The following is a 21,100-nucleotide window of genomic DNA, read 5'->3' as shown; positions in this document are numbered from 1 at the left end:
CATCGCTTAAGAATTCTAAAAACAAAACGGGCGCCGAACTGATATCGGCGCCCGTTTTTGTTTTATTGCTGGCTGTAACGGTAGGGCGAAGCCTCCGGCTGAGCCGGCATATATAGAAATGATCAATCGGCTCAGCCGGAAGCTTCGCCCCGCCCGAAATCCATTAACGAACAGGCTCTATTTCCCCAGCAATTCCCCGGCGTGGGCGAGGGCGCTTTTGGCAGTGCGGTCGCCGAGCATGCGGGCGAGTTCGCTTACGCGGGCCTTGCGGTCTTCGTGGATCGGCTCGATTTCGACAACAGTGCGGTTTTTCGACTGGTCTTTTGTCACAACGAAATGGTTTGCCGCCTGCGCCGCGACTTGCGGCAGGTGCGTGACGCAGAGCACTTGGTGGTTGCGCGCGATGGACGCCATTTTTTCGCCGACCACTTTTCCGATTTCGCCGCCGACATTGGCGTCGACTTCGTCGAACACAAGCAGCGGCACTTCGTCGAGGTCGGCGAGCACGGTTTTTAACGCGAGCATCACGCGCGCAAGCTCGCCGCTCGATGCAACCCGGTTGAGCGGAAGCGGCGGTTCGCCGATGTTTGGCGAGAAGAGAAACTCGCAGCCGCAGTCGCCCGTCGGTCCCGGCTCGGCGAGCGAGGTGATGCTCACGCGGAAATCGGCCTTTTTGAAACCGAGCTGAGCGATGCTTTTGGCGGCGACCTTGGCGAGTTCCTTGGATGCCTTTTCGCGAACTTCGCGCAGTGCTTGCGCGGCTTTTTTCATGGCGCGCGAGGCGTCGGAGATTTGTTTTTCGATGCGCGCGAGCGAGCCTTCGATGTCGCCTTGGATTTCAAGGCGGCGGCGCATGTCGTCGCGCGCGGCGATGACGGCGCGGACGTCGTTGCCGTGCTTGCGGCGGGCGTCGAGCCACGCGTCCATGCGGGCTTGCAGTTCGGCGGCCTGTTCGGGGTCGAATTGGTATTCGCCGCCGAGGGCCTCGAATTCCGAGCCGAGGTCGGCGAGTTCGAGCGAGGCGGAGGAAAGGCGGTCGGCAAGCGCCTTGCTGGCGGGGTCGAGTGTTTCAAGATGGCGCGCCTCGCGCACAAGCGCGGCGATTCGCGTGGTCGCGCCGTCCTCGCCCATGAGTCCCTCTGAAAGCGCGGAGGCGAGGCTGATGAGTTCCTGCGCGCGGCTTTGGCGCTGGAAATCGCGCTCGAGGTTTTCAACGGCTTCCTCGGTGAGTTCGAGCGAGTCGAGTTTGGCGAGCTGGGTTTCCAGAAAATCGATCTGGTCGGGCGAGAGGTGGGTTTCCCTGGTGATGCGATCGCGCTCGGCGAGGAGCTCGCGCCACGCGCGGTATTTTTCCCGGTAGGCGGAGAGCGCGGGCGAGGCGCGGCCGAAGAGATCGAGGAGTTCGAGCTGGCAGTTTTCCTTGAGCAGACGGCGCGGCTCGCTCGGGCCGTGAAAGTCGATCCAGGCCTCGCCGAGTTGCTGGAGTGTCGAGAGCGAGGCGAGGCCGCCGTTGACGGTGATTTTGGGGGCTTTTTCGCGGGCGAGGCTGCGTTTCAGGATGAGCAGGCCGTCGTCGCATTCGGGCAGGTCGAGCGAGGCGAGGAGGGTGTTGATTTGTTTCGCGCTCTTGAAAAAGAGCGCGGCCTCGACTTCGCACGAAGACGCGCCCTGGCGGATGAGGGTTTTGTCCGCGCGCTCGCCGGCGAGCAGGCTGAGCGCGCCGAGGAGGATGCTTTTGCCCGCGCCGGTTTCGCCCGTGACGGCGGTGAAGCCGGGCTCGAAGTCGAGCGAGACTTCCTCAAGCAGGGCGAGGTTTTTGATGCGGATCGATTGAAGCATGGGCGGGCGTGAAAATTGGAGGCTGCAATTATGGGCATACTAAAACAGCGAGACTTTCAAGCCGAAGCGGGGGCGTGGCGTCTTGGAGATGGCTTGGCGCAAAAAAATGCCGCGCGGGGGAACCCGGTTCCCACGGATGCGGATGGCGAAATTTGTGTTTATATTTTACAAAAAACTGTGGTTTATTTGCTTACAACGATGAGATCGCCCGGCAAAAGTGCCTCGCCAGATTTGGAACCAACATATTTTTTAGGACACTATTCCAATCATGAATGCCACAACCATGCCCCTTGGCAAATTGCGGAAAGCGGCGGTGCTCGCATTGCTTCTCCTGCCCGCCCAACTCGTGCTTGTGTTTGCCGCGCCTGACAAGAAGGCCGCCTACTTTAGCGATGCGACGACGCCGAACATCGTGGCGCTTCTCCCAATGCCGCCGGACGCGGGAACGCAGGAGGAGCAGGCCGACCGCGAGAGCAGTTTCGCCGTTTATTCCGCGCGCACGCCCGAGCAGACGGCCAAGGGCAAGGCGCAGGACAATCTGAATGTGTTTCATTTCTCGCCAAGCATCGGCTCCGCGTTCAAGAAGGGCGCCATTCCCAAAACCGAGGCGCTTTTTGCGCAAGTTGACCGCGAGGTGCGGACAATGATTACCAATGCGAAAAAGTATTATCAACGTCCGTATCCGGCGCAGGTTGACTCGGAGCGTTTCAAGGACGCGATTGCGAAGGGCGACATCGGTTCCTACCCGTGCAGGAATTCCACGACGGGCACGCTTTACGCGCTTTTGCTCGCCGAGTTTTTTCCCGATCAGCGGGCCGCGATTTTGGAGCAGGGTCGCGAGGCGGGCTGGCTGCGCGTGCAGGGCGGCGTGGTGACGCCGCTGGATGTTTACGCGGGGCGCGTGCTCGGTCGTTCGCTTGCATCCTCGCTCGCGCGGAATCCGCAATTTCTGGTCGATTTTGAGGAGGCGCGCGCGGAGCTCGCGGAGGCCATGGCACCCAAGGCGGATGCGCCCGCCGTGAAAAAATAAAGCGGCGGCATTGGCGGCGGATTGTTCGCGACTGCGTGAAACCGATCTCACGCCGGCAGCGGGTGCGTTTGGGGAAAATTATCCAAACGCGAGGCTTCACGTCGCGGGTGATTCGTGCATTGATGTGCGGGTTATGCGCGAAGTCCTTGTCCGCAACTCACACCGCCGCTTGAGGCTCGACCGGAAGTGTCGCGCCGCGCTTGTGCGCGCCATCGGCGTGCTCGATGAAAACCGGGCGAAGTTCCTCGGCGGGTGCCCCGCCGGCGAGCTGTCGATTGTTTTTCTGTCCGACGCGGCGCTGGCTCGGTTGCACGACGAATTTCTAAACGACCCGACGACAACCGACGTGATTACCTTCGAGGGCGCGCCGGAGTTTGGCGCGGCGGGCGAGGTGTGCGTGTCGGCGGACACCGCCGCGAATTACGCGCGGGCGCACGGGCGCGAATTCGCGGAGGAATTGATGTTGTATGTCGTGCACGGCTGGCTGCACCTGGCGGGCTACGACGATTTGCAGCCCGCCAAAAAACGCAGGATGCGCGCCGCCGAAAACCGCGCGATGACGTTGCTGCGCAAGGCGGGCGCGCTGCCGGGTTTTGCGTTCCGGAAGGGGGCAAAATAATCGGCGCGAATATTCGCGCCGATTGTGCTGTTTGCGCCGGGTTGCCGTCCGGCGTTTTCGAGGCTGCTGTTACTTCCAGTCGTCGCTGCGGAAGGGCGAGGCGGGGAGGTCGGCGCCGTTGTAGAGCGGGGCGGGCGGGTCATTGTCCCATGCGTAGCGGACGGCGACCGGATCTTTCACGCGTTCGCTGGAAACGACAATGGTCTCGCCTTCGATGCGCGCTTGCGCGGGGAAGAATCTTTTGTCGGCCCCGGCTATGACAAAGCCGGGCATATTCGGGTCTTTCGACTTCAATCCGGCGGCGTGGGTAAATTTCACTCGCAGGGTTTTGTTTTCCTTGGTGGCACCGGCAAACATCGGGCCGGAATATTCGCCGCCGAGTTTGTAGGTATGGGCGAAGGCGTTGAGCGCGAGGCGGAGGCCGACGTCCTGCTTGTTTCTGGGATGGATGTCGTTGCTGGCGCCGATGTCGATCGTGACGGCCTGGCCGGTGTTGGGGAGCTTGAGCGCGTATTCCTGCGCCTCGCGCAGAAATGCCCAGTTGTTGCCCCGGGCGTAATTGGCGAGCTGCACGTAGTAGAAGGGGATGTCGCCTTGCTGGAAGTCGGCGCGCCACTGGCGGATCATTGTGGGGAAGAGCGTGCGGTATTCGGCGTAGCGGGAGGCGTTGGCCTCGCCTTGATACCAAATCACGCCGCGTATGGCGGCGGGGACGAACGGGGCGATCATGCCGTTGTAGAGCGAGCAGGGGGCGCGGCGGCTGGTGGGCCCCTCGGGTTTTTTGGGCGCGGCGGTCGTGAAGTTTTTGCCCTCCTTCTTGGCGGTGTCGCGGTTCTTTTTCCACTGGTCGGAGTCCTTCTCGTATTTCTCCGCGCGGTATGGGTAGGATTCCACCTCATCCTGCCAGCGTTCGAAGACCGCGCGCGCGGCGGGATCGGAGGCGAGTCCTCGCAGGCTCATCCACGGTTCGATTTGCGTGCCGCCCCACGAGCTGTTGAGCAGGCCGATGGGGACGTTGAGTTTTTTGAAGAGTTCGCGCCCAAAGAAAAACGCGGTGGCGGAAAACTCGCCCGCCGTCTCGGGGCTGCACACGGTCCATTCGCCGACGGCGTCGTCGGCGGGAGTGGAGGAGGGGACGAGCTTTGTCTTGAAATGCCGGATGAGCGGATAGTTCGCGGCGGCGATTTCGTTCGCGGCGTTGTTCATGGGTTTGACGACCCACGCCATGTTCGACTGGCCGGAGCAGAGCCACACTTCGCCGACGAGGACGTTGCCAACGGTGACGGTGTTTTTGCCCTTGGCGACGAGGCTGGCGGGCGTGGCGTTGGCGGGCATGGGCGCGAGTTTCACGCTCCAGCGTCCCATGTCGTCGGCGGTGGCCGAGACGGTTTGCGACTGGAAGGTGACGGTGACTTTTTCGCCGGGGTCGGCGCGGCCCCAGACGGGCACGTCCTTGTCGCGCTGGAGCACGGCGTTGTCGCGGAAGTAGGGCGCGAACACGACGTCGGCGGTCGCGGTCGTGAGTGAGAGCGCGATGAGCGCGGCGAGCGCAACGAGGCGGTTTCGCGAGTGGGTGGGTTTTTGAGTGGTCATGTTTGTGAGAGTGGTTGGGGGTTTGGATCAGCGGTTTGTTTGCGCGTAGGCCTCGACTTCGGTGGTGAAGCAAAACGCGGGATCGTAGTTGCCGACTTTTTCCGAGTGGTTGCCGAGGTAGGAGAGGCGCACGTGCCGTGCGAGCGTGGGCGCGAATTCGAAGAGGTGCGCCTCGGCCTTGCCGAGCGGGAAGTCGTGGCGTCCGACCTCGGTGTAGTTCACGCCGTCGTAGCTGATGGAAACGGCGATGGTTTTTGTGGAGCCGAAGTTTGGCACGCCGACGCGCACGTGCGTGAGCTTGGCGCTCGTGTTCAAGTCGATGGTCACGTTTTTGGGGAATTTCTTTGCGCGGTCGGTGGCGAAGGTGGCGCCGCGGCGCATTGCCCAGAGGCCGTCGTTGAGTCCGGTTTCCCAGTTGCTGGGATTGGGCGCGTCGCAGGTGTAAGGCTTGCCGAGGGCGAGGTTCATGACGAGACCGCGCGGGAGGCGTCCACGGGGAAGTTCCTTGCGCGGATCGGCCTTTGGCGGGGGCGGTTTCTGGTCCGCGGCGAGGCCGCTTTGCGTCGGGCCGCCGGAGGTGCCGAACACCTCCACTTCGGTGATGAAGCAAAACGCCTGTGAGTAAGCGCCGGCTCTTTCCGAATGGTTGCCCGTGAACGTGAGCCGGACATAGCGGGCCTTGACGGGTTTGAATTGGTAGAGGTGGTTGTCGTTTTTCCCCAGTTCGAAATCATGGCGTCCGACATCCTTGTATTTCTTGCCATTTTCGCTGGTTGAGATGACCACGGTTTTCGTCGAGCCGAAGTTCGGCGTGCCGACAAAGATGGACGAGATTTCCTGTGTTTTTTCGAGGTCGATGACGACGCCTTTTGGAAATTCGTTGGTGTTGCCCGAGGCGTAGGTGTTGGCCTTGTCGGTCACCCACGAGCCGTTGGTGAGGCCGGGTTCCCAGCCGTGTTTGTTTATGTCACTCGAGAAGTAGGGTTTTCCAAGCGCGAGATTGGGGCCGAGGTTTTTGGGCAGTTGCTCGGGTGTGAGGGCGGCGTTCGCAAACGCGCAGGTCAGCAATGCGAGCGAGACGGTCAATGACCGGCGGAGTCGATGTGTCATGTGTCAGGGATGTTTTTGGTTTTGCGGGAGGTGAAAAAGCAACGCCCGTTTCGGGCGGAAACTGTTTGTTGTGCGGGCAACCGTAAGGTTTTTGGGGGCCGGTTCAAGAAAGGGATTTCGCGTTTCCGGCGACGCGCTCATTGGCGGCCCAGAATCGTCACGCCTTGGAGCGCGGTGATGGCGGCCTGCAATTGGCGGTCGGGCATTATTTCCGTTCCGAGGCGCTCCTTGAACTCGGCGGGGTCGGCGGCGAGGTCGGGTCGGGAAAGTTGCAGCCCGATGTTTTCCTCCTCCTTCGGCTCCAGCACGACTTCGATCTGCGGCGCGACACCGCGCTCGTGGATGGTCACGCCGCCTGGCGTGAAATAACGGGCGGTTGTCAGTCGCATGCCCTCGCCGTTTTTCAGTTTAAAAACACTCTGCACCGAACCTTTGCCGAAGGAGCGCTCGCCGACGATCACGGCGCGGTTTGTGTCCTTCAACGCGCCCGCCACGATTTCGGCCGCGCTCGCGCTGTGCGCGTTGATCAGGACGGCCACGGGGACGTTGATCGGCGGCTCGTCCGAGCCGGAGCGAAACTCCTCGCGATCCCCCGGCGCCCGGCCCTGCGTGAACAGGATCAACTCTCCTTTTTTGAAAAACGGCTCCGCCACATCAATCGCCGAGTCGAGGACGCCCCCGGGATTGTTGCGCAGGTCGATGATGAGGCTGGTTGCGTTTTGCGAGGCGAGTGCGTTGAGCGCCTTGTAGAATTCCTCGCCGGTGCGGTCGGTGAATTGCGTGATCTGGAGATAGCCGACCGCGCCCTCCAGCAGGCGCGCATTGCGGACGCTTTCGGATTGGATTTTTTCGCGCGTGAGCGTGACGGTGAACTCGCGATTTTCCGACGCGCGGAATAAACCGACGTCAACCTTGGTCTTGGGTTTGCCGCGCAGTTTTTCCACGACACCGTCCATTGTCGGATTTTCAAGCGCGACACCGTCGATGCTCCTGATTTCGTCGCCGCGCCGGATGCCCGCGCGCTCGCCGGGCGTGTTCGGCATCGGGGTGATGACGCGCACGCGCTCCTTGCGCAACTCGATTTGCACGCCGATGCCGCCGAACTCGCTGGCCATTCCCTCCTCGAGCTCGCGGAAATATTTTTCCTCAAGAAACTCGGAGTGCGGATCGAGCGATTCGAGGACGCCGTGCAGCGCGGATTTGGCAAGCTCGGGCGCGCGCGATTTTTCCGGGTCCACGTATTTGTTGTTCACGAGCGTCATCACGTCGCGCACATAGGCGGACGCCTCGCGCAACTCGCCGTCGGGCAGAATGCCGAGCGCAATCGCGACCCGCTCGACGCCGCCAATCAACAGAATCCCCAGCGCGACACCGCAGGCGACGGTCAGGATGGTTCGAAATGTGGATGAATGGGAGGGCTTCACGGTCGGCGACGGATTGTTTGTGAAAACACAGGCTGGGGCTCAACGGTCTTGTTGTAAATGGATTCGTCAACCGTTCTGTGATAATTCAACCTCACTCCCATGAGCGATTTTCTTGAGCTTTTTCGCGCGCGCGCCGATGCCGGGGCGGACAGTGTTTTGCGGATGCCGTTTGATCGCTTCATGGCGCTGGCGCTCTACGATCCCGAGCTAGGTTATTACCGGCGCGATCGCAAACGCGTGGGGCGCGGGGAAGGCACGGATTTTTTCACGGCGAGCACGAGCGGGCCGGTTTTTGGCGAGCTGATTTGCGCGGCGGCGGAAAAACTTTTGCGCGAACAGGACGCGGGCGCGGATTTGCGCGATTATGTTTTTGTCGAAATCGGCGCGGAGCCGGGCGGAGGCGTGCTTGCGGGCGTGGCGCATCCGTTCGCTCGCGCGAGCACGATCAGGGTCGGCGAAGCCGTGGCGGGCAATGCCGCGCTGACGGGAAAATGCGTGGTGTTTTCGAACGAGCTTTTCGACGCGCAGCCATTCCGGCGTTTTGTGTTTCGCGGCGGCGCGTGGCGCGAGCTCGGCGTGGCGCTGGATGCGCGCGCGGGCGCGCTAATCGAAACAGAATTGCCCGCGATTGATGGCGCGCCTCCATTGCCGCCCGCGCCAATGCCCGGTGGCTGGCATCTCGACCTGCCGCTTGCCGCGAGCGCGCTTGCGCGTGAAATCGCGGCGCAACCGTGGAGCGGACTTTTCCTTGCGTGCGATTATGGCAAAAGCTGGCGCGAACTTCTCGAGACGACTCCGGCGGGCACGGCGCGCGCGTATCACCGCCACACGCAATCGAACGACCTGCTCGCGCACCCCGGCGAACAAGACCTGACGTGCCACATCTGCTGGGACTGGCTTGCGGAGGCGCTGGCCGAAAACGGTTTTTCCCCGCCGCGAGTCGAGTCACAGGAGGCGTTTTTTGTGCGCCATGCCGGCAAGTATTTGGAAAACGCGTTCGCGGAGGATGCCGCGTGCGCCGCCGGGGCGGGCTCGCGCAAACGCTCGCTGATGCAACTGTTGCACCCCGCGCACATGGGGCAAAAATTCCAGGCGCTGCATGGATTCAGGACGGCTAGAGTGTAATATGTTGGGGATCAAAATAGTTGTCATATTTTCCCCCAATGTGTTTCCGCAGGAGAAATTTTTCAAAAACACATGAAACTCGACGCGCAACTTGGGCTCCCCGAGCCCGCCTTTTCGCCTTGGCGCTTTCCGCGCAAGAATGACGAAAAACGAGGATAAATAACTTGCCGAGCCAACGGCATTGCACGATAAGTTCGGACTCACACCACTTTTTTCCCAATCAACCATGAACATCTTCAGCAAAAAGCTCATCCTCGCCGTCGCCGGCGCATTGCTCCTGTTTTCCACTGGCTGCGCGACCAAAAAAGCCTCCCGTGACGCCCGCCCAACACCCGACCAAACGCTTCTCAACGGCGGGAGCGCGGTAGATACCTCTTCGTCTTCGATTGGCAATTATGGCACCAGCGGATATGGCACAAGCTATGGCACGGAGACATCGACGTTTACCTCTTCCCTTACCGAGCACAACCAGCCTTCCGGCGATCTCGTTGGCAATGAGCTGCGCAACGTCCCCGAGCTCCAGTCGATTTACTTCGGCTTCGACCGCTCGGCGATTGATAAGAATGAGCGCTCGAAATTCCAAGCGATCAAGGACTACCTCGCAAAGAACCCGCAGTATCGCATCATCTTCGAAGGCCACTGCGACTGGCGCGGCACCGCCGAATACAACATGGCTCTTGGTAGCCGCCGTGCAAGCTCCGCCAAAAAATATGCCACGACCATTGGCATCGACCCTGCCAAGGTCGACGTGCGCTCCAAGGGCTCGACACAGGCCGTCGAACGCGGCTCCGAGGAAGTCATGGCCAAGGACCGTCGCGCCGAAATCGTCGTGCTCGTGAAATAAGCGCCGGATAAAGAGTATCCAATTTTCAAATACAAAGCTCCGGATGCGAAAAGCGTCCGGGGCTTTTTTGCGCCCCTTCGCCGGGCGCTCTTTTTCCACGCGTCGCCGACTCAAAACATTGACCGCGCGCGCGCTTCGCTTTTCGCTTTCCACCATGCCCGCAGCCATTCACCTCTACCGTCACATGCAGAGCGCGTGGAGGGATGTCGTGACGCCGTGGCTTGCCGCCGACGGACATGCGCGAGGGCTCGTTCGCAGCCATGTGGTCGTGCCGACGCGCGGGCAGGCGCATGCGTTCAAACAGCGCTGCCTCGAGCTCGGCATTTCGCTGTTCGGCGTCGAGTTGCTCACGCCGGGGCTGGCGCGCGCGCGCTGGCTGGCGCGCATGGAGCCGGGGCGTTTTCGTCCGGCGCTGGGGCGCGAATTTCTCCTGTTCGGCTTGCGCGAAATCATCGGGCGGCGGTTGGAGCCGCTTGATCCCGCGCGCGAGGAGGATCGCCCGGAGTGGGGATTTCTCAAGAGCCTTCAGAGCGATTGCGAGCGGGCGCTCGGCGATTTCGACGACCTGATAAAAAGCGGGTTTTCGGCGGATGATTTTCCCGAGCCAATTTTGCGCGGGGTGTTTGGCGAGCTGGCCGCGTGGGTGGAAAAACTCGGCTGTGATTTTGCGCCGCGCCAGACTGCCGCGTTTGTGCGGGACGACGAGCCCGGCCCGCGAATTCGCGGACGCCTGCTCGTTCACGGTTTCAGCGCCGAGCAGCGCGGGGAGTTTTTTAATGTCGCCGCGTTTGCGCGCTGTTTCGACGACGTGACGCTCACGCTGCCCGAGCCGGAATTTCGCGGGCGCAAGGCGCTCGACGAAACGTGGATCGAATTGTGGGAGACCGCGCTTGGCGCAAACGCCGTCCCGATCGACGAGCCCGGCGAGCCTCCGGCGTCGTGCGAAAATGTCGCCGAGGTTTGGGCGTCGAGCGACGGCTTGCCGGACGAGGCGGCGCGCTCGCTTGAGGCGCAGTCGGACGTGATTGTCGGCACCACGCGCGCGGCGGAGATGGAGCTTGCGTGCGAAAAAATCGCCGCGCTGCTCAAGCGGGGCGCGGAAAACATCGGCGTCATTTTTCCGACGAGCGACGCGGCGCACCTCCGGCTCGCGGAGTTGCTCGTGGAGCGCGGCATCGCGTTTGTCGACCAGCTCGAAACCGCCGCGCCGGTGCCGGTCGAAATTCAGGCGCAGCGCGCGCTGCTTGCGTTTTATCGCAACGACTGCCGCCTGGAGGACTTGCTCGCGCTGTGGCCGTTGTTGCAGGCGACGGGCGAGGCGAACGGGCAGACGCTCGCCACCGCGCGCGATGTGTGCGAGCGCCTGTTCGACGAGCACCAGACGCACTCGCTCGCGAAGTGCATGCCGACGCTGATCGCACGCGCGGAGGAACGTCGCGAGTGGAAGGATGTCGCCGGGGTGTGCGTGGAAAAACTGCTCGGCGCGGACAACGAGTTTGCGTGGCCCGAACAGCTTTCGCTCGCCGACGCGCTCGAGCGCTTCTCGGCGGCGTGCGCGCGCCTCAACCTCGGCGAGATTCCGGGGCGCGCGGCGATGGATGAGTTTGCGCGGCACGAGCGGCGGGCGCTGCCCGCGCCGATTGTGTTTTCGCTGGTCGAGTCGTTCCTTCCCGCGAAGGGCGCGGCGGAGGGAGTGCCGGGACGCGGGTGTTTCGCGCGCGTCACGCTGACGACGCGCCGGCGCGCCGAGGGCGGCGTCTGGTCGCACCTGGTTTTTGTCGAGGCCAACGCGGGCGTGTGGCCCGAGCGCCAGGAGGCGAGCTGCTGGCTGCCCGACGAGGTGCGCGCCGCGCTCAACGCGCGCGGCCACGGCGGCATCGATTTGTTCACGGCGGACGACCGCGCGTTTTTGGAGAAACGCGGCTACGCGGCGCTCGCGCGCGACACGGGCGCGGGCATTGTTTTCACCGCGTCGCTTTTCAACGAGGAGGAGCCGGAGTTGAAGCTCGCGCCGAACAGCTGGGTGGAGCGCGTGCGCTGGCAGGCGCTCTCGCACGCGGCCGGCGGCGCGGCGCCGGGGCACGCGGAAATTTTCGACCGGCTGGCGCGGCGGAGCGGATCGAGTGGCACGGGCGGGTCGCCCGTGGGTTTGGCTGCAACTCCGCAAAACACGGGCGAGTCGCCCGTGCCACCCAATCCGCATGGGCGGGACGCCCATGCCACCCAACCCGCTTGCGTTGGGGATGCGCAAGCCGATGATTCCTCGAACACGAGGGCGCACGCCAGGTGCGCCCCCACGGGCTGGCTCGCCGTCTGGAAGTCGCGGCGCGATCCGGCGTATCCATTTGATGAATACTTTTTCTGCGCGGCGCCGCGCAAGCTCGCCGACGTGAGGCTCGGCGTGCGCCAGATCGAGGCCGGCGCGGGCGATCCCGCGAGCCTGTGGTTCAGCTCGGTGCTGGGCGCGGGCGCGGTGGACTGGGGGGTGTTCGAGCGCGCGCCAAACAAGATTCGCGGACAGCTCGCGCACCGGTTGCTCGCTGACGCGTTGCGCGGCGATCCGGCGGGGGGGCGGTTTCGCACCATGCCCGCCGAAGCCGCGGCGCGCGCGCAGCTCGACGCCGCGCTCGCGGAGTTGCGCAAGGCGTGGCCGGACGACGCGTATTGGGAATCCTTCCACATGGAGCTGGCGGAGGCGTGCCACGCGTTGCTGGGAAAAATCTTCGCGCACGATGCGGGCGGTTTTGTGGCGACGGAATACTCGCTGCCCCGCGACACGCGCCTGCAGCTCGATCCCGCGGACGAGGACTCGCGCATTTGCGTGAGCGGGCGCATGGATTTGCTGCGGCTCGACAAGCCGGATTTTCACGGTGCGAGCGCGGACATCATTGATTTTAAAACCGGCAGGGCGGGCACGCTTTCGGCGGCGGCGATGTCGAAAAAGGGCGAGCTGTTGCAACTGGGAATTTATCTGGAGGCCGCGCGGACGCTCGGCGTTGCGAACGGCCGCGTGTGGCTCTTCAAACCCGACGCAAGCGAGCCGGCGTGCATCGGCATGGAGGAGCTTCCGGAGGCGCTCGCGGGGTTGCGGCAGATCAAGCGTTACCTGGAGGAGGGGCGTTATGGCGCGCTGACGGAGGACCGGTCGGAGTATTCGTTTGGCGGCGGAGGCTGGCCGATCGCGTGCGCGCCGATTCCGCACGCGGTGCTCAAGGCGAAGCACGAGGCGACGTTTGGAAAGGCGGTCTCCCATGAGTGACGCGAACGCGCAACAACCCCTCGCCGACGCCGGGCCGCGCGAGCGTTTTCGCAACGAGTGGCGGAGCAATTTTGCCGTGAGCGCGAACGCGGGCTCGGGAAAAACCACCGCGATTTCCGAGCGGCTTGCCGCGATGGCGATGTCGCCCGAGGCGGCGGACATGCTGCCGAAAACCGCCGTCGTCACCTACACAAAAAAGGCGGCGCAGCAAATCGGCGAACGCGCGCGCGCGGTGCTCTTGCGGCGGCTCGCGGAAAACAAAAACGGCGCAAACCTCAACGGCCAGGCCGCGCTCAATCATCTGGAGCGCGCGTTTTTCGGCACGATCCACGGCTTCTGCCTCACGCTGGCCAAGCGCCACGGACAGGCGCTCGGCGTGAACCTGAATCCCGAGGTGGTCAGCGACGGCGACGCGGCGTGCTGGGAGGAGTTTGTCGAGCAGGACCCGATGCGTTTCGACGCTCTCTCGGCGGAGCAGTTGCGCGCGTTTTTGCGGCACATGCCGCTGCCGGGCATTTTCGGGCTCGCGGGAAAAATGACCGCGTCGGTCGCGAAGGAGTTGCGCGCGCGCAAGCCCGCCGGCCTGCCGCCCGGCCCGGACGCTCGGGCGCTCGATGAAATCATGGCGCTGGGCACGCGCGCGGGAAAATCCGCCGACGCGCTCAGGCGCAACCAGCAAAACGCCGACGAATGGGCGCGGCGTTTTCGCGAGGAAAAAACTTTCCTGCCGTTCATCTCGCCGGAGGGCTCGGCCGCTAAGATCAAGGAGCACTACGCGCGGTTTTTCGCGCCGATGAAAAGCTGGCTGGCGTCGGCGAGCGCGACGCTCGCGGCGGAGTTGTCCGAGCGTTATCGCAACTGGCGCTTCGAGCGCGGCGTGCAGACGTTTGCCGACCAGGTCGAGACGGCGCTGGCCGTTTTGCACAACGAGGCGTTTCTCGACAAAATCCGCGCCGAGGGCTGGCGCGTGATTCTCGACGAGGCGCAGGACACCGACCCGATGCAGTTCGCCGTGCTCGTGGAGATCGCGCGGCCGCCGGGCGCGGCGCTCGGCACATGGCCCGACGCGCGCGCGGGCAAGGCCGGACCCGCGCCGAGGCCGGGACATTTTTGCATGGTCGGCGACGGGCAGCAGGCGATTTACGGAAGCCGCGCCGACGTGCGCAATTTCACGCGGCACCTCGCGGCGTTCGAGCGCGGCGACGGCGGCGAGAAGCTTGAGTTCAGCGTGACGTTTCGCACGCCGCGCCGCGCGATCGCGCTTTTCAACGAGGCGTTTCCGGGTGCGTTCGGCGAGGGCCACGATTTTAATTACGGGCTGCCGCCGGCGGAGGGCGCGGAGTCGCCGTTATTGCAGGTGCCGTATCAGCCGTTGATTCCCGGCCCGTCGAACGCCGAGGGCGCGGCGTGCCGGATCGAGTTGCGCCTCCCCTCCGACGACAGGCTCAGCGTCGAGCAATGGATGCAGCTGGAGGCGCTTCAGCTCGCGGCGTTTTTCAAGGCGCGCGGGCCGGCGGGCGTGGGCGCGAGGGAGTGGGGCGACGTGTGCCTGCTCGCGCCGGCCAATCCGTGGCTGGTTACCGTTGGAAAAATTTTGAAGGAAAGCGGGCTCAAGGTCGCGTTGCAGGCGCGGCGAAACCGTTGCGGCGACAACCCCGTTTACGCGTGGATGACGGGACTGCTCGCGGTGATTTGCGATCCGGACAACGCGTTCGAGTGGTTCGGCGTGCTGCGCGAGGTTTTCGGCGTGAGCGACGCGCTGCTCGCCGCGGAAATCCGCGAGCCGGAGCTGGACGCGCTGGGCAAGGGCGGGCGCAACTGGCTCTGGGAAACGCCGGAGGAGCACCCGCGGCCGTTGCGCGACGCGCTTGAGACGATGCGGCCGTTTGTGCTGCGGGCCAACGACGGCGGCCTGCCGCTCGCGCGCTTCGCGGAGGAGCTGGCGCGCGCGTGCAAAATCGAGGAGCGCGCGCTCGCGATCTCGCCTGGCGGCGAACTGGCGGACGAGTTGCACCGGCTGCTTGCGAACGCGGCGGCGCTCGGGCTCGAGGGCGCGGGGCCGCGCGAGTGGCTCGCGCATTTGCTCGACGGGCTCGACGAGCAGCGCCCGACGGGCAAGGCGGAGCGCGACGCGATCAACCTCGTCACCTCGCACTCGTCGAAGGGGCTGGAGTGGGATGTCGTGATTCCGCTCGGTTTCTGGCGTCCGCAGCAAAAGCCTCCCGTGACGGGGATGCAGCTCGTGCCGGAGGTGCCGGGCCTCGGGCCGGTCGTGTATTTTGACACGGCCAGCATGCCGGAGGACATGCGCGTCTCGCGCGACCGCGAGGCGAAGCGCGAACAGGCGCGGCTGCTGTATGTCACGCTCACGCGCGCGAAAAAGAGGCTCGTGATTCCGTGGGGCGGCGGCGGTTTTGGGAAAGCCGGAAATGGCGCGAGCTTCGCGGATATTTTCGGGCGCGTGGATTTGATCGAGGCGCTGCCGTTGTGCGAAAGCGAGGAGGCGGAGATCGCGGATGCGGCGGACGTGGCGCAAGAGCGCGGTGCGCGCGACGCCGCGACGCCGCCCCCCTCGCAAGCGGAATTGCCGCCGCTCCCCGCGCGCGTGCTGCCGCACCAGCTCGCGCATTTCGACGCGGTGCGAGGCGCGCTCCACGAGGCGACGGCGGACGACTTGCGCCCGGCGCGCGACGGCGACGAGGCGATCGAATACGGGCTTTGGTGGCATGGCGTGATGGAGTCGCTGCCGTGGGACGCGGACGATGCCGCGCTGTCCGCGTATTTCGAGAAATCGCTGGAGGCCGCGCGGGAGCGGTGCGGCGAGGCCGGCCTTGCGCGCGGACGCGAGGAGCTCGGGCGTTTTCAGACGGGCGAAATGCTGCGCGAATTGCGCGAGCCGCGCTGGACGCGCGAGGCGGAGCTGCCGATCTTCGCGCCGGCAAACGAGGCGGGCGACGCGTGGGTTGACGGCATCATGGACATGGTGATTCACGATGCCGCGGCGAACGAGGCGCGCGTGGTCGATTGGAAAACCAACCGGCGGCGCGCGGGCGAAAGCGACGAGGCGCTGCTGGCGCGGCTCGCCGACGAATACGCGCCGCAGTTGCGCGCCTACGGACGTTGCGTGACCGGATTTTTCCCGAAGGCGCGAGTGCGTCTGTTCGTGTATTCGAGCGCGGCGGGCAAGGTGATCGAGATCGCCGGGGAATGATTTTTTGCGCTGTTTGTTTCGGGCGCCATTGGCGATTGAACGAGCCATTGACGAGGGCGCGAAGGCGCGCATTCTCCTGTTTTCAATGCCGATCATCCCCAAACTCGCCGCAAAATTGCAACGACACCCCAAGCGCGTCGTTTTCGCCGAAGGCAACGACCCGCGCATACTCCAGGCCGCGCGCCAGTGGGTCACGAGCCGCATGGGCGCGCCCATTTTGCTCGGAGACCGCACGCTTATTAAAAACTCCGCGATGCGCCTCGACATCAACCTTCAGGGCATGCGCATCATCGACCCCGCGCAGAGCGAGGAGTTCGAGCCGTTTGCGATGCAATTCGCCGAGCTGCGCAGAAGTCGCGACAAGGAAATCTCACTCGACGAGGCGCGCGACACCATGCGCGACACCAGCTACTTTGCCACGATGATGCTCGCCAACGCGCAGGCGGACTGCCTCGTCGGCGGCGCCACGCGCGTTGCGTCGAGCGCGCTGCGTCCGCTTTTCCAAATCATCCCGAAGCACGAGCACGCGCAAAATGTCGCGTCGCTCATGATCATCGCCTTCGACGAGCACAAGGTCGGCTCCGACGGCACGTTGTTTTTTGCGGATTGCGGCGTGATTCCCGAGCCCACGGCCGAGCAGCTCGCCGACATCGCCGTGTCCACGGCGCAGATCGCATATCACATCACAAACGAGACGCCGCGCATCGCGATGCTCAGCTGGGCCACGCACAGTGATGCGTCGCATCCGTCCATCGTGAGGGTTCGCAGGGCGACGCAACTGGCCCGCGTCAAGGCAATCGAGGCGGGGCTCACCGTTGAGATCGAGGGCGAGATCCAGGCCGACGCGGCGCTCGACGCGCTCACGGCGCAGACAAAAAAAATCGGCGGTCCCGTCGCCGGTCGCGCCAATGTCCTCATCTTCCCCGACCTGGCCAGCGGCAACATTGCGTTCAAGCTCGTGAACATCCTCGGCGGTTCCTACGCCTACGGGCAAATTCTCACCGGCCTGAGCCGTCCCGCCGCGGAAATCAGCCGCGGTTCCAGCGCGCACGATGTTTACGGCGCCGCGGTCATTGTCGGCTGCCAGGCCATCGACCACAAGCTGCTCTACGGAACGTGAGGAAATTAGAAATTAGAAAGTCCAAGCCTGTGCATTATTCAAATTTCACCCGATTGTTTTTCTGATCCGTCTCATCGCGCTGTCTTTAAATTCTGATTCATAATTTTCCGCATGTCCTCCGAACCGACCGCCAATCCTTTCGAGCAACCCGCGCTTCCCCTGCTGACAAAGCCGACCAACACCGAGACGAAGCGCATCTTTGTCGCCGCCACGCGCATGAACGACGGCAAGACGACCACCTGCCTCGGCCTTTACGCCGCGCTTCAGGCGCTTTATCCGCGCGTGGGTTTTATCAAGCCCGTGGGCCAGCGTTTCGTCACCATTGAGGGCACGCTCATCGACGAGGACTCCTACCTGCTCGACGTTATTTACAAGGTGAGCGTGCCGATCCAGAGCATGAGCCCGGTGACAATCGACAGCACGCTCACGCGTCGCTACCTCAAGCAGCCCGACGAGATGCTCGCCGCGCTCGAGGATAAAATCTGCCGCGCCTTTGACCGGGTTTCGTGGGAAAAGGATTTCACGCTCATCGAGGGCACGGGGCACGCGGGCGTCGGCTCGGTGTTTGACCTTTCGAACGCGCGCGTCGCGCAGCTGCTTAACGCAAAAGTGATCCTCGTTTCGCCCGGAGGCATCGGGCGCCCCATCGACGAAATCGCGCTCAACAAGGCGCTTTTTGACAAGGCCGGGGTGGAGGTGATCGGCGCGATTCTCAACAAGGTCGAGCCTGATAAGATGGACATGATTGCCGAATACGCGGGCGAGGGGCTGCGCCGCCTCGGCGTGCCGCTTCTCGGCGTGCTGCCGATTCACCGGATGCTTTCGACGCCGAGCATTTCGCAAATCGCAGAGGAGATCGACGGGCGCTGGCTCAACGGCCACTGGAACGCGCCGGTGCACCGCGCCGAGCGCGTGATTGTCGGCGCGATGACGGCGAAGGGCATTGTCGATTACCTGCAACCGGGCGTGGTGATCATCACGCCGGGCGACCGGGACGACATCATCCTCGCCGCCATTTCGAGCGCGCAGCTCTCGGGTGAAAAAACGATTTCGGGGTTGATCCTTTCGAACGACATCATGCCGCATCCGAAGCTGATGGACTTGCTCCAGCGGACGGAAATTCCCGTGATCGCCGCGCATCGCGAATGTTACGATGTCTCCTCGCGCATCCACAGCATGACCGTGAAAACGCAGCCGCAGGACACCGACAAATTCCCCGTGATCAAAAAGCTCATCATGGATCACGTGGACATGAACCGTTTGCTCGCGGCATTTTGACAAGCGTGGCGAGAAGGGGATGCGGGCGCGCAAGTCGGAGGCTTGCCGGGCTGGGGTGGGGGCTTGCCTCGCGGAGGCGCGGAGAGCCCGGTCTACTTTTTCTGCCTTTTCTTTCGCTTTGCGCGCTCGATGTTCAGGTAGGTTTTTGTTTGGAGCTGGGTTTCGTAGAATTCCAGCAGGCGCACGCCTTCGCGCGGCTTCACCAAATCCTTGCGGGTCGCGGTGTCGATTTGCGCCTTCATGCGGCGGCAGAGTTCCTCCCACTGGTATTGCACGCCTTCGATCACCTCGGCGATGCGGCTGCCGTTGATCGCCTCCTCGATGTAGAAGCCGTTCGGTTCGTCGGGTTCGAGGAAGACGTGCGCCTCGCTCACGCGGCCGAAGAGGTTGTGCAGGTCGCCCATGATGTCCTGATACGCGCCGGTCAGGAATATGCCCAGGTAGTAGGGCTTGCCGTTGAGCGAATGGAGCGTGAGGTAGTCCTTCGTGTCCTGCAGGTCGATGAAGCTGCCGATTTTGCCGTCGGAGTCGCAGGTGATGTCCACGAGGATCGCGTTGACGGTGGGTTTTTCCTTGAGGCGGTGCAGCGGCACGACGGGGAAAAGTTGATCGAGCGCCCAGTGGTCGAGGAGTGATTGGAAGACGGAAAAGTTGCAGACGTATTGGTCGGCGAGGAGTTTTTTGAGGTCGCGCAACTCCTCGGGCTGGTAGCCGGACTCGTTGCCCTCGTGGTCGATTTTCTCGCAGATCTGCCAGAAGAGCGACTCGGCGGCGGCGCGGTTTTCGATGTCGAGGTAGCCGAGGTTGAAGAGCGAAAACGCCTCCTCCTTTTTCTGGAGCGCGTCGTGGAATCGCTCAAGGCGTCCGAGGCGCGACTTGTTTTTCAACTGCGCCTCGAGCGCGTAAACGATGTCGTGCTTTTGTTTCGGCAGGTGCTGCTGGCGGAGCGTCTCCTTTTTGTTGATGCGCTCGAACACCTCCACGACGAGCATGGAGTGCGGCGCGGCGATGGCGCGGCCGCTTTCGCTGATGATGTCGGGCGCGCGCACGTTGGAGGCCTCGCAAATGTCCATGACGTTCGAGACGACGTCGCGCGCGTATTCCTCGAGCGTGTAGTTCATCGAGGACTCGAAGTTGGTGCGCGAGCCGTCGTAGTCGATGCCGAGCCCGCCGCCGATGTCGAGGTAGCCCATCGGGAATCCCATTTTCGCAAGCTGGCAGTAAAAGCGCGTGGCCTCGACGACGGCGTTTTTGATCGTGAGGATGTTCGGCACCTGCGAGCCGATGTGAAAATGCACCAGTTTCAGCGATTTTGAGAGCTTGGCGGCCTTGAGTTTTTCAATGGCAAAAAGGATTTCCGCGGTGTTCAGGCCGAACTTTGCGTTGTCGCCCGACGACGACGACCATTTGCCCTCGCCGCGCGTCTGGAGTTTTATGCGAAAGCCGATGAACGGCTTCACGTCGAGCTCCTGCGAAATGCGGATGATGTCGTCCACCTCGCCCAGTTGCTCGATGACGATGATGATGCGCTTGCCGAGCTTGCGCCCGAGGAGCGCGAGGCGGATGTAGTCGTTGTCCTTGTAACCGTTGCAGATGATGAGGCGCTGGTTGCTGTCGTGCATCGCGAGCGCGATCATGAGCTCGGGCTTGGAGCCGGCCTCAAGCCCGTGGTTGTAGACCTTTCCCGCCGACATGATTTCCTCGACCACCTCGCGCAACTGGTTGACCTTGATGGGAAACACCCCGCGATAGTCGCCCTTGTAGTTTTCCTCGCGGATCGCGCGGCGGAACGCCTGGTTGAGCCGTTGCACGCGGTGCCGCAGCAAATCCTGGAACCGGATCACCATCGGCGCCTTGATGCCCATGCCCGCGGCCTCGTCAACGACGTCCATGATGCGAATTGTCGGGCCGTCCGGAACGGGCCGCACCTCGGCAAAGCCCTCGTCATCAACGCCGAAATGCCCCGTGCCCCAGCGATTGAAACCGTAAAGTTCCTCGGATTTTTCGACTGACCAGGTGGATGCGGATTGTTTTTTCAAGATGTGTGTAAAGAAAAAATGACCAAGGTTTGTTGCTTGCTATTTAATCGGCAGGATTGGTTTACTTCGTGTTTTCTTTTCGCAAAACACTCAACACTCAAATCATGACTATCGCCACTATTTCCAATTTCGCACTGCAAATCATTGCCCAGGCCGAAGGCGCGCCGGCGAGTCAACCCGCCTCCGGTGGCAGCAACTTCCTCATGCAATTCGGCCCGATCATCCTGATGGTCGTCGCGTTCTATTTCCTCCTCATCGCCCCGCAGCGCAAAAAGCAAAAAGAGCACCAGAAACTCCTCTCCGAACTCGACTCCGGCGACCAGGTTCTGCTCGCCAGCGGCATCTTCGGTGAAATCACCAACCGCAAGGACGACCGCTTCGTGGTTCGCATCGCCGACGGTGTGAAGGTCGAGGTTGCGAAAAACTTCGTCCAGACCGTCATCAAGAAAAAAGGCGCCAGCGACCAGAAATAACCCCGCCCCGCCCCTGCGCTTCGCGCGATTCCGGCGCCGGATGTCATCGAAGGACACGGCTCCGGAACGTGAAGAAGGTGGCAAAAATGCCGTTACGTTTCCCAGCCTCCCCGTTACCTGAAAACTCCCCGAACTT

Annotated in this window: 14 protein-coding genes; 9 read left to right on the top strand and 5 right to left on the bottom strand. The window is 63.1% G+C overall.

Features of this window, described 5'->3' with window-relative positions; genetic code table 11:
* Window positions 1-177 precede the first annotated feature (177 nt).
* Window positions 178-1,839 (bottom strand): DNA repair protein RecN, encoded by a 1,662-nt coding sequence (gene recN / locus M2447_RS05350; RefSeq protein ID WP_277557723.1) that lies wholly within the window; start codon window positions 1,837-1,839, stop codon window positions 178-180.
* 268 nt (window positions 1,840-2,107) lie between these two features.
* On the opposite strand from recN, the gene M2447_RS05345 reads away from it, so the two are divergent.
* Together M2447_RS05345 and ybeY are read left to right on the top strand one after the other, a co-directional pair.
* On the top strand, window positions 2,108-2,869 hold the full coding sequence (locus M2447_RS05345; protein WP_277557722.1) for a hypothetical protein: 762 nt from the start codon (window positions 2,108-2,110) through the stop codon (window positions 2,867-2,869).
* A 133-nt stretch (window positions 2,870-3,002) separates the two neighbouring features.
* A complete protein-coding gene (gene ybeY, locus M2447_RS05340; protein ID WP_277557721.1) occupies window positions 3,003-3,488 on the top strand; it encodes an rRNA maturation RNase YbeY in 486 nt (161 codons plus the stop codon).
* 69 nt (window positions 3,489-3,557) lie between these two features.
* Here ybeY and M2447_RS05335 read toward each other — a convergent pair whose 3' ends face one another.
* From M2447_RS05335 to M2447_RS05325, 3 genes are all read right to left on the bottom strand, one after another.
* Entirely contained in the window at window positions 3,558-5,081 is a 1,524-nt protein-coding gene (locus tag M2447_RS05335; RefSeq protein ID WP_277557720.1) for a sialate O-acetylesterase, read from the bottom strand.
* Between the two features lie 27 nt (window positions 5,082-5,108).
* On the bottom strand, window positions 5,109-6,191 hold the full coding sequence (locus M2447_RS05330) for a discoidin domain-containing protein (protein ID WP_277557719.1): 1,083 nt from the start codon (window positions 6,189-6,191) through the stop codon (window positions 5,109-5,111).
* Window positions 6,192-6,328: 137 nt separating this feature from the next.
* Complete coding sequence (locus M2447_RS05325; RefSeq protein WP_277557718.1) at window positions 6,329-7,615, bottom strand: S41 family peptidase; 1,287 nt, start codon at window positions 7,613-7,615, stop codon at window positions 6,329-6,331.
* Between the two features lie 99 nt (window positions 7,616-7,714).
* Here M2447_RS05325 and M2447_RS05320 point away from each other — a divergent pair, with 99 nt between their 5' ends.
* The 6 genes from M2447_RS05320 (at window position 7,715) to M2447_RS05295 (ending at window position 18,452) form a co-directional block, all read left to right on the top strand.
* A complete protein-coding gene (locus M2447_RS05320; RefSeq protein WP_277557717.1) occupies window positions 7,715-8,740 on the top strand; it encodes an SAM-dependent methyltransferase in 1,026 nt (341 codons plus the stop codon).
* Window positions 8,741-8,966: 226 nt separating this feature from the next.
* Window positions 8,967-9,584, top strand: coding sequence for an OmpA family protein (locus M2447_RS05315; RefSeq protein ID WP_277557716.1), 618 nt, complete (start codon window positions 8,967-8,969; stop codon window positions 9,582-9,584).
* 154 nt (window positions 9,585-9,738) lie between these two features.
* Window positions 9,739-12,843 carry a PD-(D/E)XK nuclease family protein gene (locus M2447_RS05310; RefSeq protein WP_277557715.1) on the top strand — a complete coding sequence of 1,035 codons (3,105 nt, stop codon included), beginning with the start codon at window positions 9,739-9,741 and terminating at the stop codon, window positions 12,841-12,843.
* Window positions 12,836-16,054 (top strand): UvrD-helicase domain-containing protein, encoded by a 3,219-nt coding sequence (locus M2447_RS05305; protein ID WP_277557714.1) that lies wholly within the window; start codon window positions 12,836-12,838, stop codon window positions 16,052-16,054. Before M2447_RS05310 ends, M2447_RS05305 begins: the two co-directional genes overlap by 8 nt.
* Window positions 16,055-16,139: 85 nt before the next feature.
* A complete protein-coding gene (locus M2447_RS05300) occupies window positions 16,140-17,174 on the top strand; it encodes a phosphate acyltransferase (RefSeq protein ID WP_277508177.1) in 1,035 nt (344 codons plus the stop codon).
* A 111-nt stretch (window positions 17,175-17,285) separates the two neighbouring features.
* Window positions 17,286-18,452, top strand: coding sequence for an AAA family ATPase (locus tag M2447_RS05295; RefSeq protein WP_277557713.1), 1,167 nt, complete (start codon window positions 17,286-17,288; stop codon window positions 18,450-18,452).
* A gap of 92 nt (window positions 18,453-18,544) precedes the next feature.
* On the opposite strand, the gene speA is transcribed toward M2447_RS05295, so the two are convergent.
* A complete protein-coding gene (speA, locus tag M2447_RS05290; RefSeq protein ID WP_277557712.1) occupies window positions 18,545-20,491 on the bottom strand; it encodes a biosynthetic arginine decarboxylase in 1,947 nt (648 codons plus the stop codon).
* A gap of 104 nt (window positions 20,492-20,595) precedes the next feature.
* On the opposite strand from speA, the gene yajC reads away from it, so the two are divergent.
* Window positions 20,596-20,964: a preprotein translocase subunit YajC gene (gene yajC, locus M2447_RS05285; RefSeq protein WP_277557711.1), complete on the top strand. Its 369-nt coding sequence runs from the start codon at window positions 20,596-20,598 to the stop codon at window positions 20,962-20,964.
* The last annotated feature ends 136 nt before the right edge of the window (window positions 20,965-21,100 follow it).

Source organism: Ereboglobus sp. PH5-10 (assembly GCF_029504735.1).
In the GTDB taxonomy this organism is placed as follows: Bacteria; Verrucomicrobiota; Verrucomicrobiia; order Opitutales; family Opitutaceae; genus Ereboglobus.
Note: the sequence above shows the minus strand (reverse complement) of the source record. Positions and strands in the feature narration are given on the sequence as shown.

Excerpts from the sequence above, each read along its gene's own strand:
- recN (WP_277557723.1), bottom strand. The coding sequence starts at position 1,839 with ATGCTTCAATCGATCCGCATCAAAAACCTCGCCCTGCTTGAGGAAGTC.
- M2447_RS05345 (WP_277557722.1), top strand. The coding sequence starts at position 2,108 with ATGAATGCCACAACCATGCCCCTTGGCAAATTGCGGAAAGCGGCGGTG.
- ybeY (WP_277557721.1), top strand. The coding sequence starts at position 3,003 with ATGCGCGAAGTCCTTGTCCGCAACTCACACCGCCGCTTGAGGCTCGAC.
- M2447_RS05335 (WP_277557720.1), bottom strand. The coding sequence starts at position 5,081 with ATGACCACTCAAAAACCCACCCACTCGCGAAACCGCCTCGTTGCGCTC.
- M2447_RS05330 (WP_277557719.1), bottom strand. The coding sequence starts at position 6,191 with ATGACACATCGACTCCGCCGGTCATTGACCGTCTCGCTCGCATTGCTG.
- M2447_RS05320 (WP_277557717.1), top strand. The coding sequence starts at position 7,715 with ATGAGCGATTTTCTTGAGCTTTTTCGCGCGCGCGCCGATGCCGGGGCG.
- M2447_RS05315 (WP_277557716.1), top strand. The coding sequence starts at position 8,967 with ATGAACATCTTCAGCAAAAAGCTCATCCTCGCCGTCGCCGGCGCATTG.
- M2447_RS05310 (WP_277557715.1), top strand. The coding sequence starts at position 9,739 with ATGCCCGCAGCCATTCACCTCTACCGTCACATGCAGAGCGCGTGGAGG.
- M2447_RS05305 (WP_277557714.1), top strand. The coding sequence starts at position 12,836 with ATGAGTGACGCGAACGCGCAACAACCCCTCGCCGACGCCGGGCCGCGC.
- M2447_RS05300 (WP_277508177.1), top strand. The coding sequence starts at position 16,140 with ATGCCGATCATCCCCAAACTCGCCGCAAAATTGCAACGACACCCCAAG.
- M2447_RS05295 (WP_277557713.1), top strand. The coding sequence starts at position 17,286 with ATGTCCTCCGAACCGACCGCCAATCCTTTCGAGCAACCCGCGCTTCCC.
- yajC (WP_277557711.1), top strand. The coding sequence starts at position 20,596 with ATGACTATCGCCACTATTTCCAATTTCGCACTGCAAATCATTGCCCAG.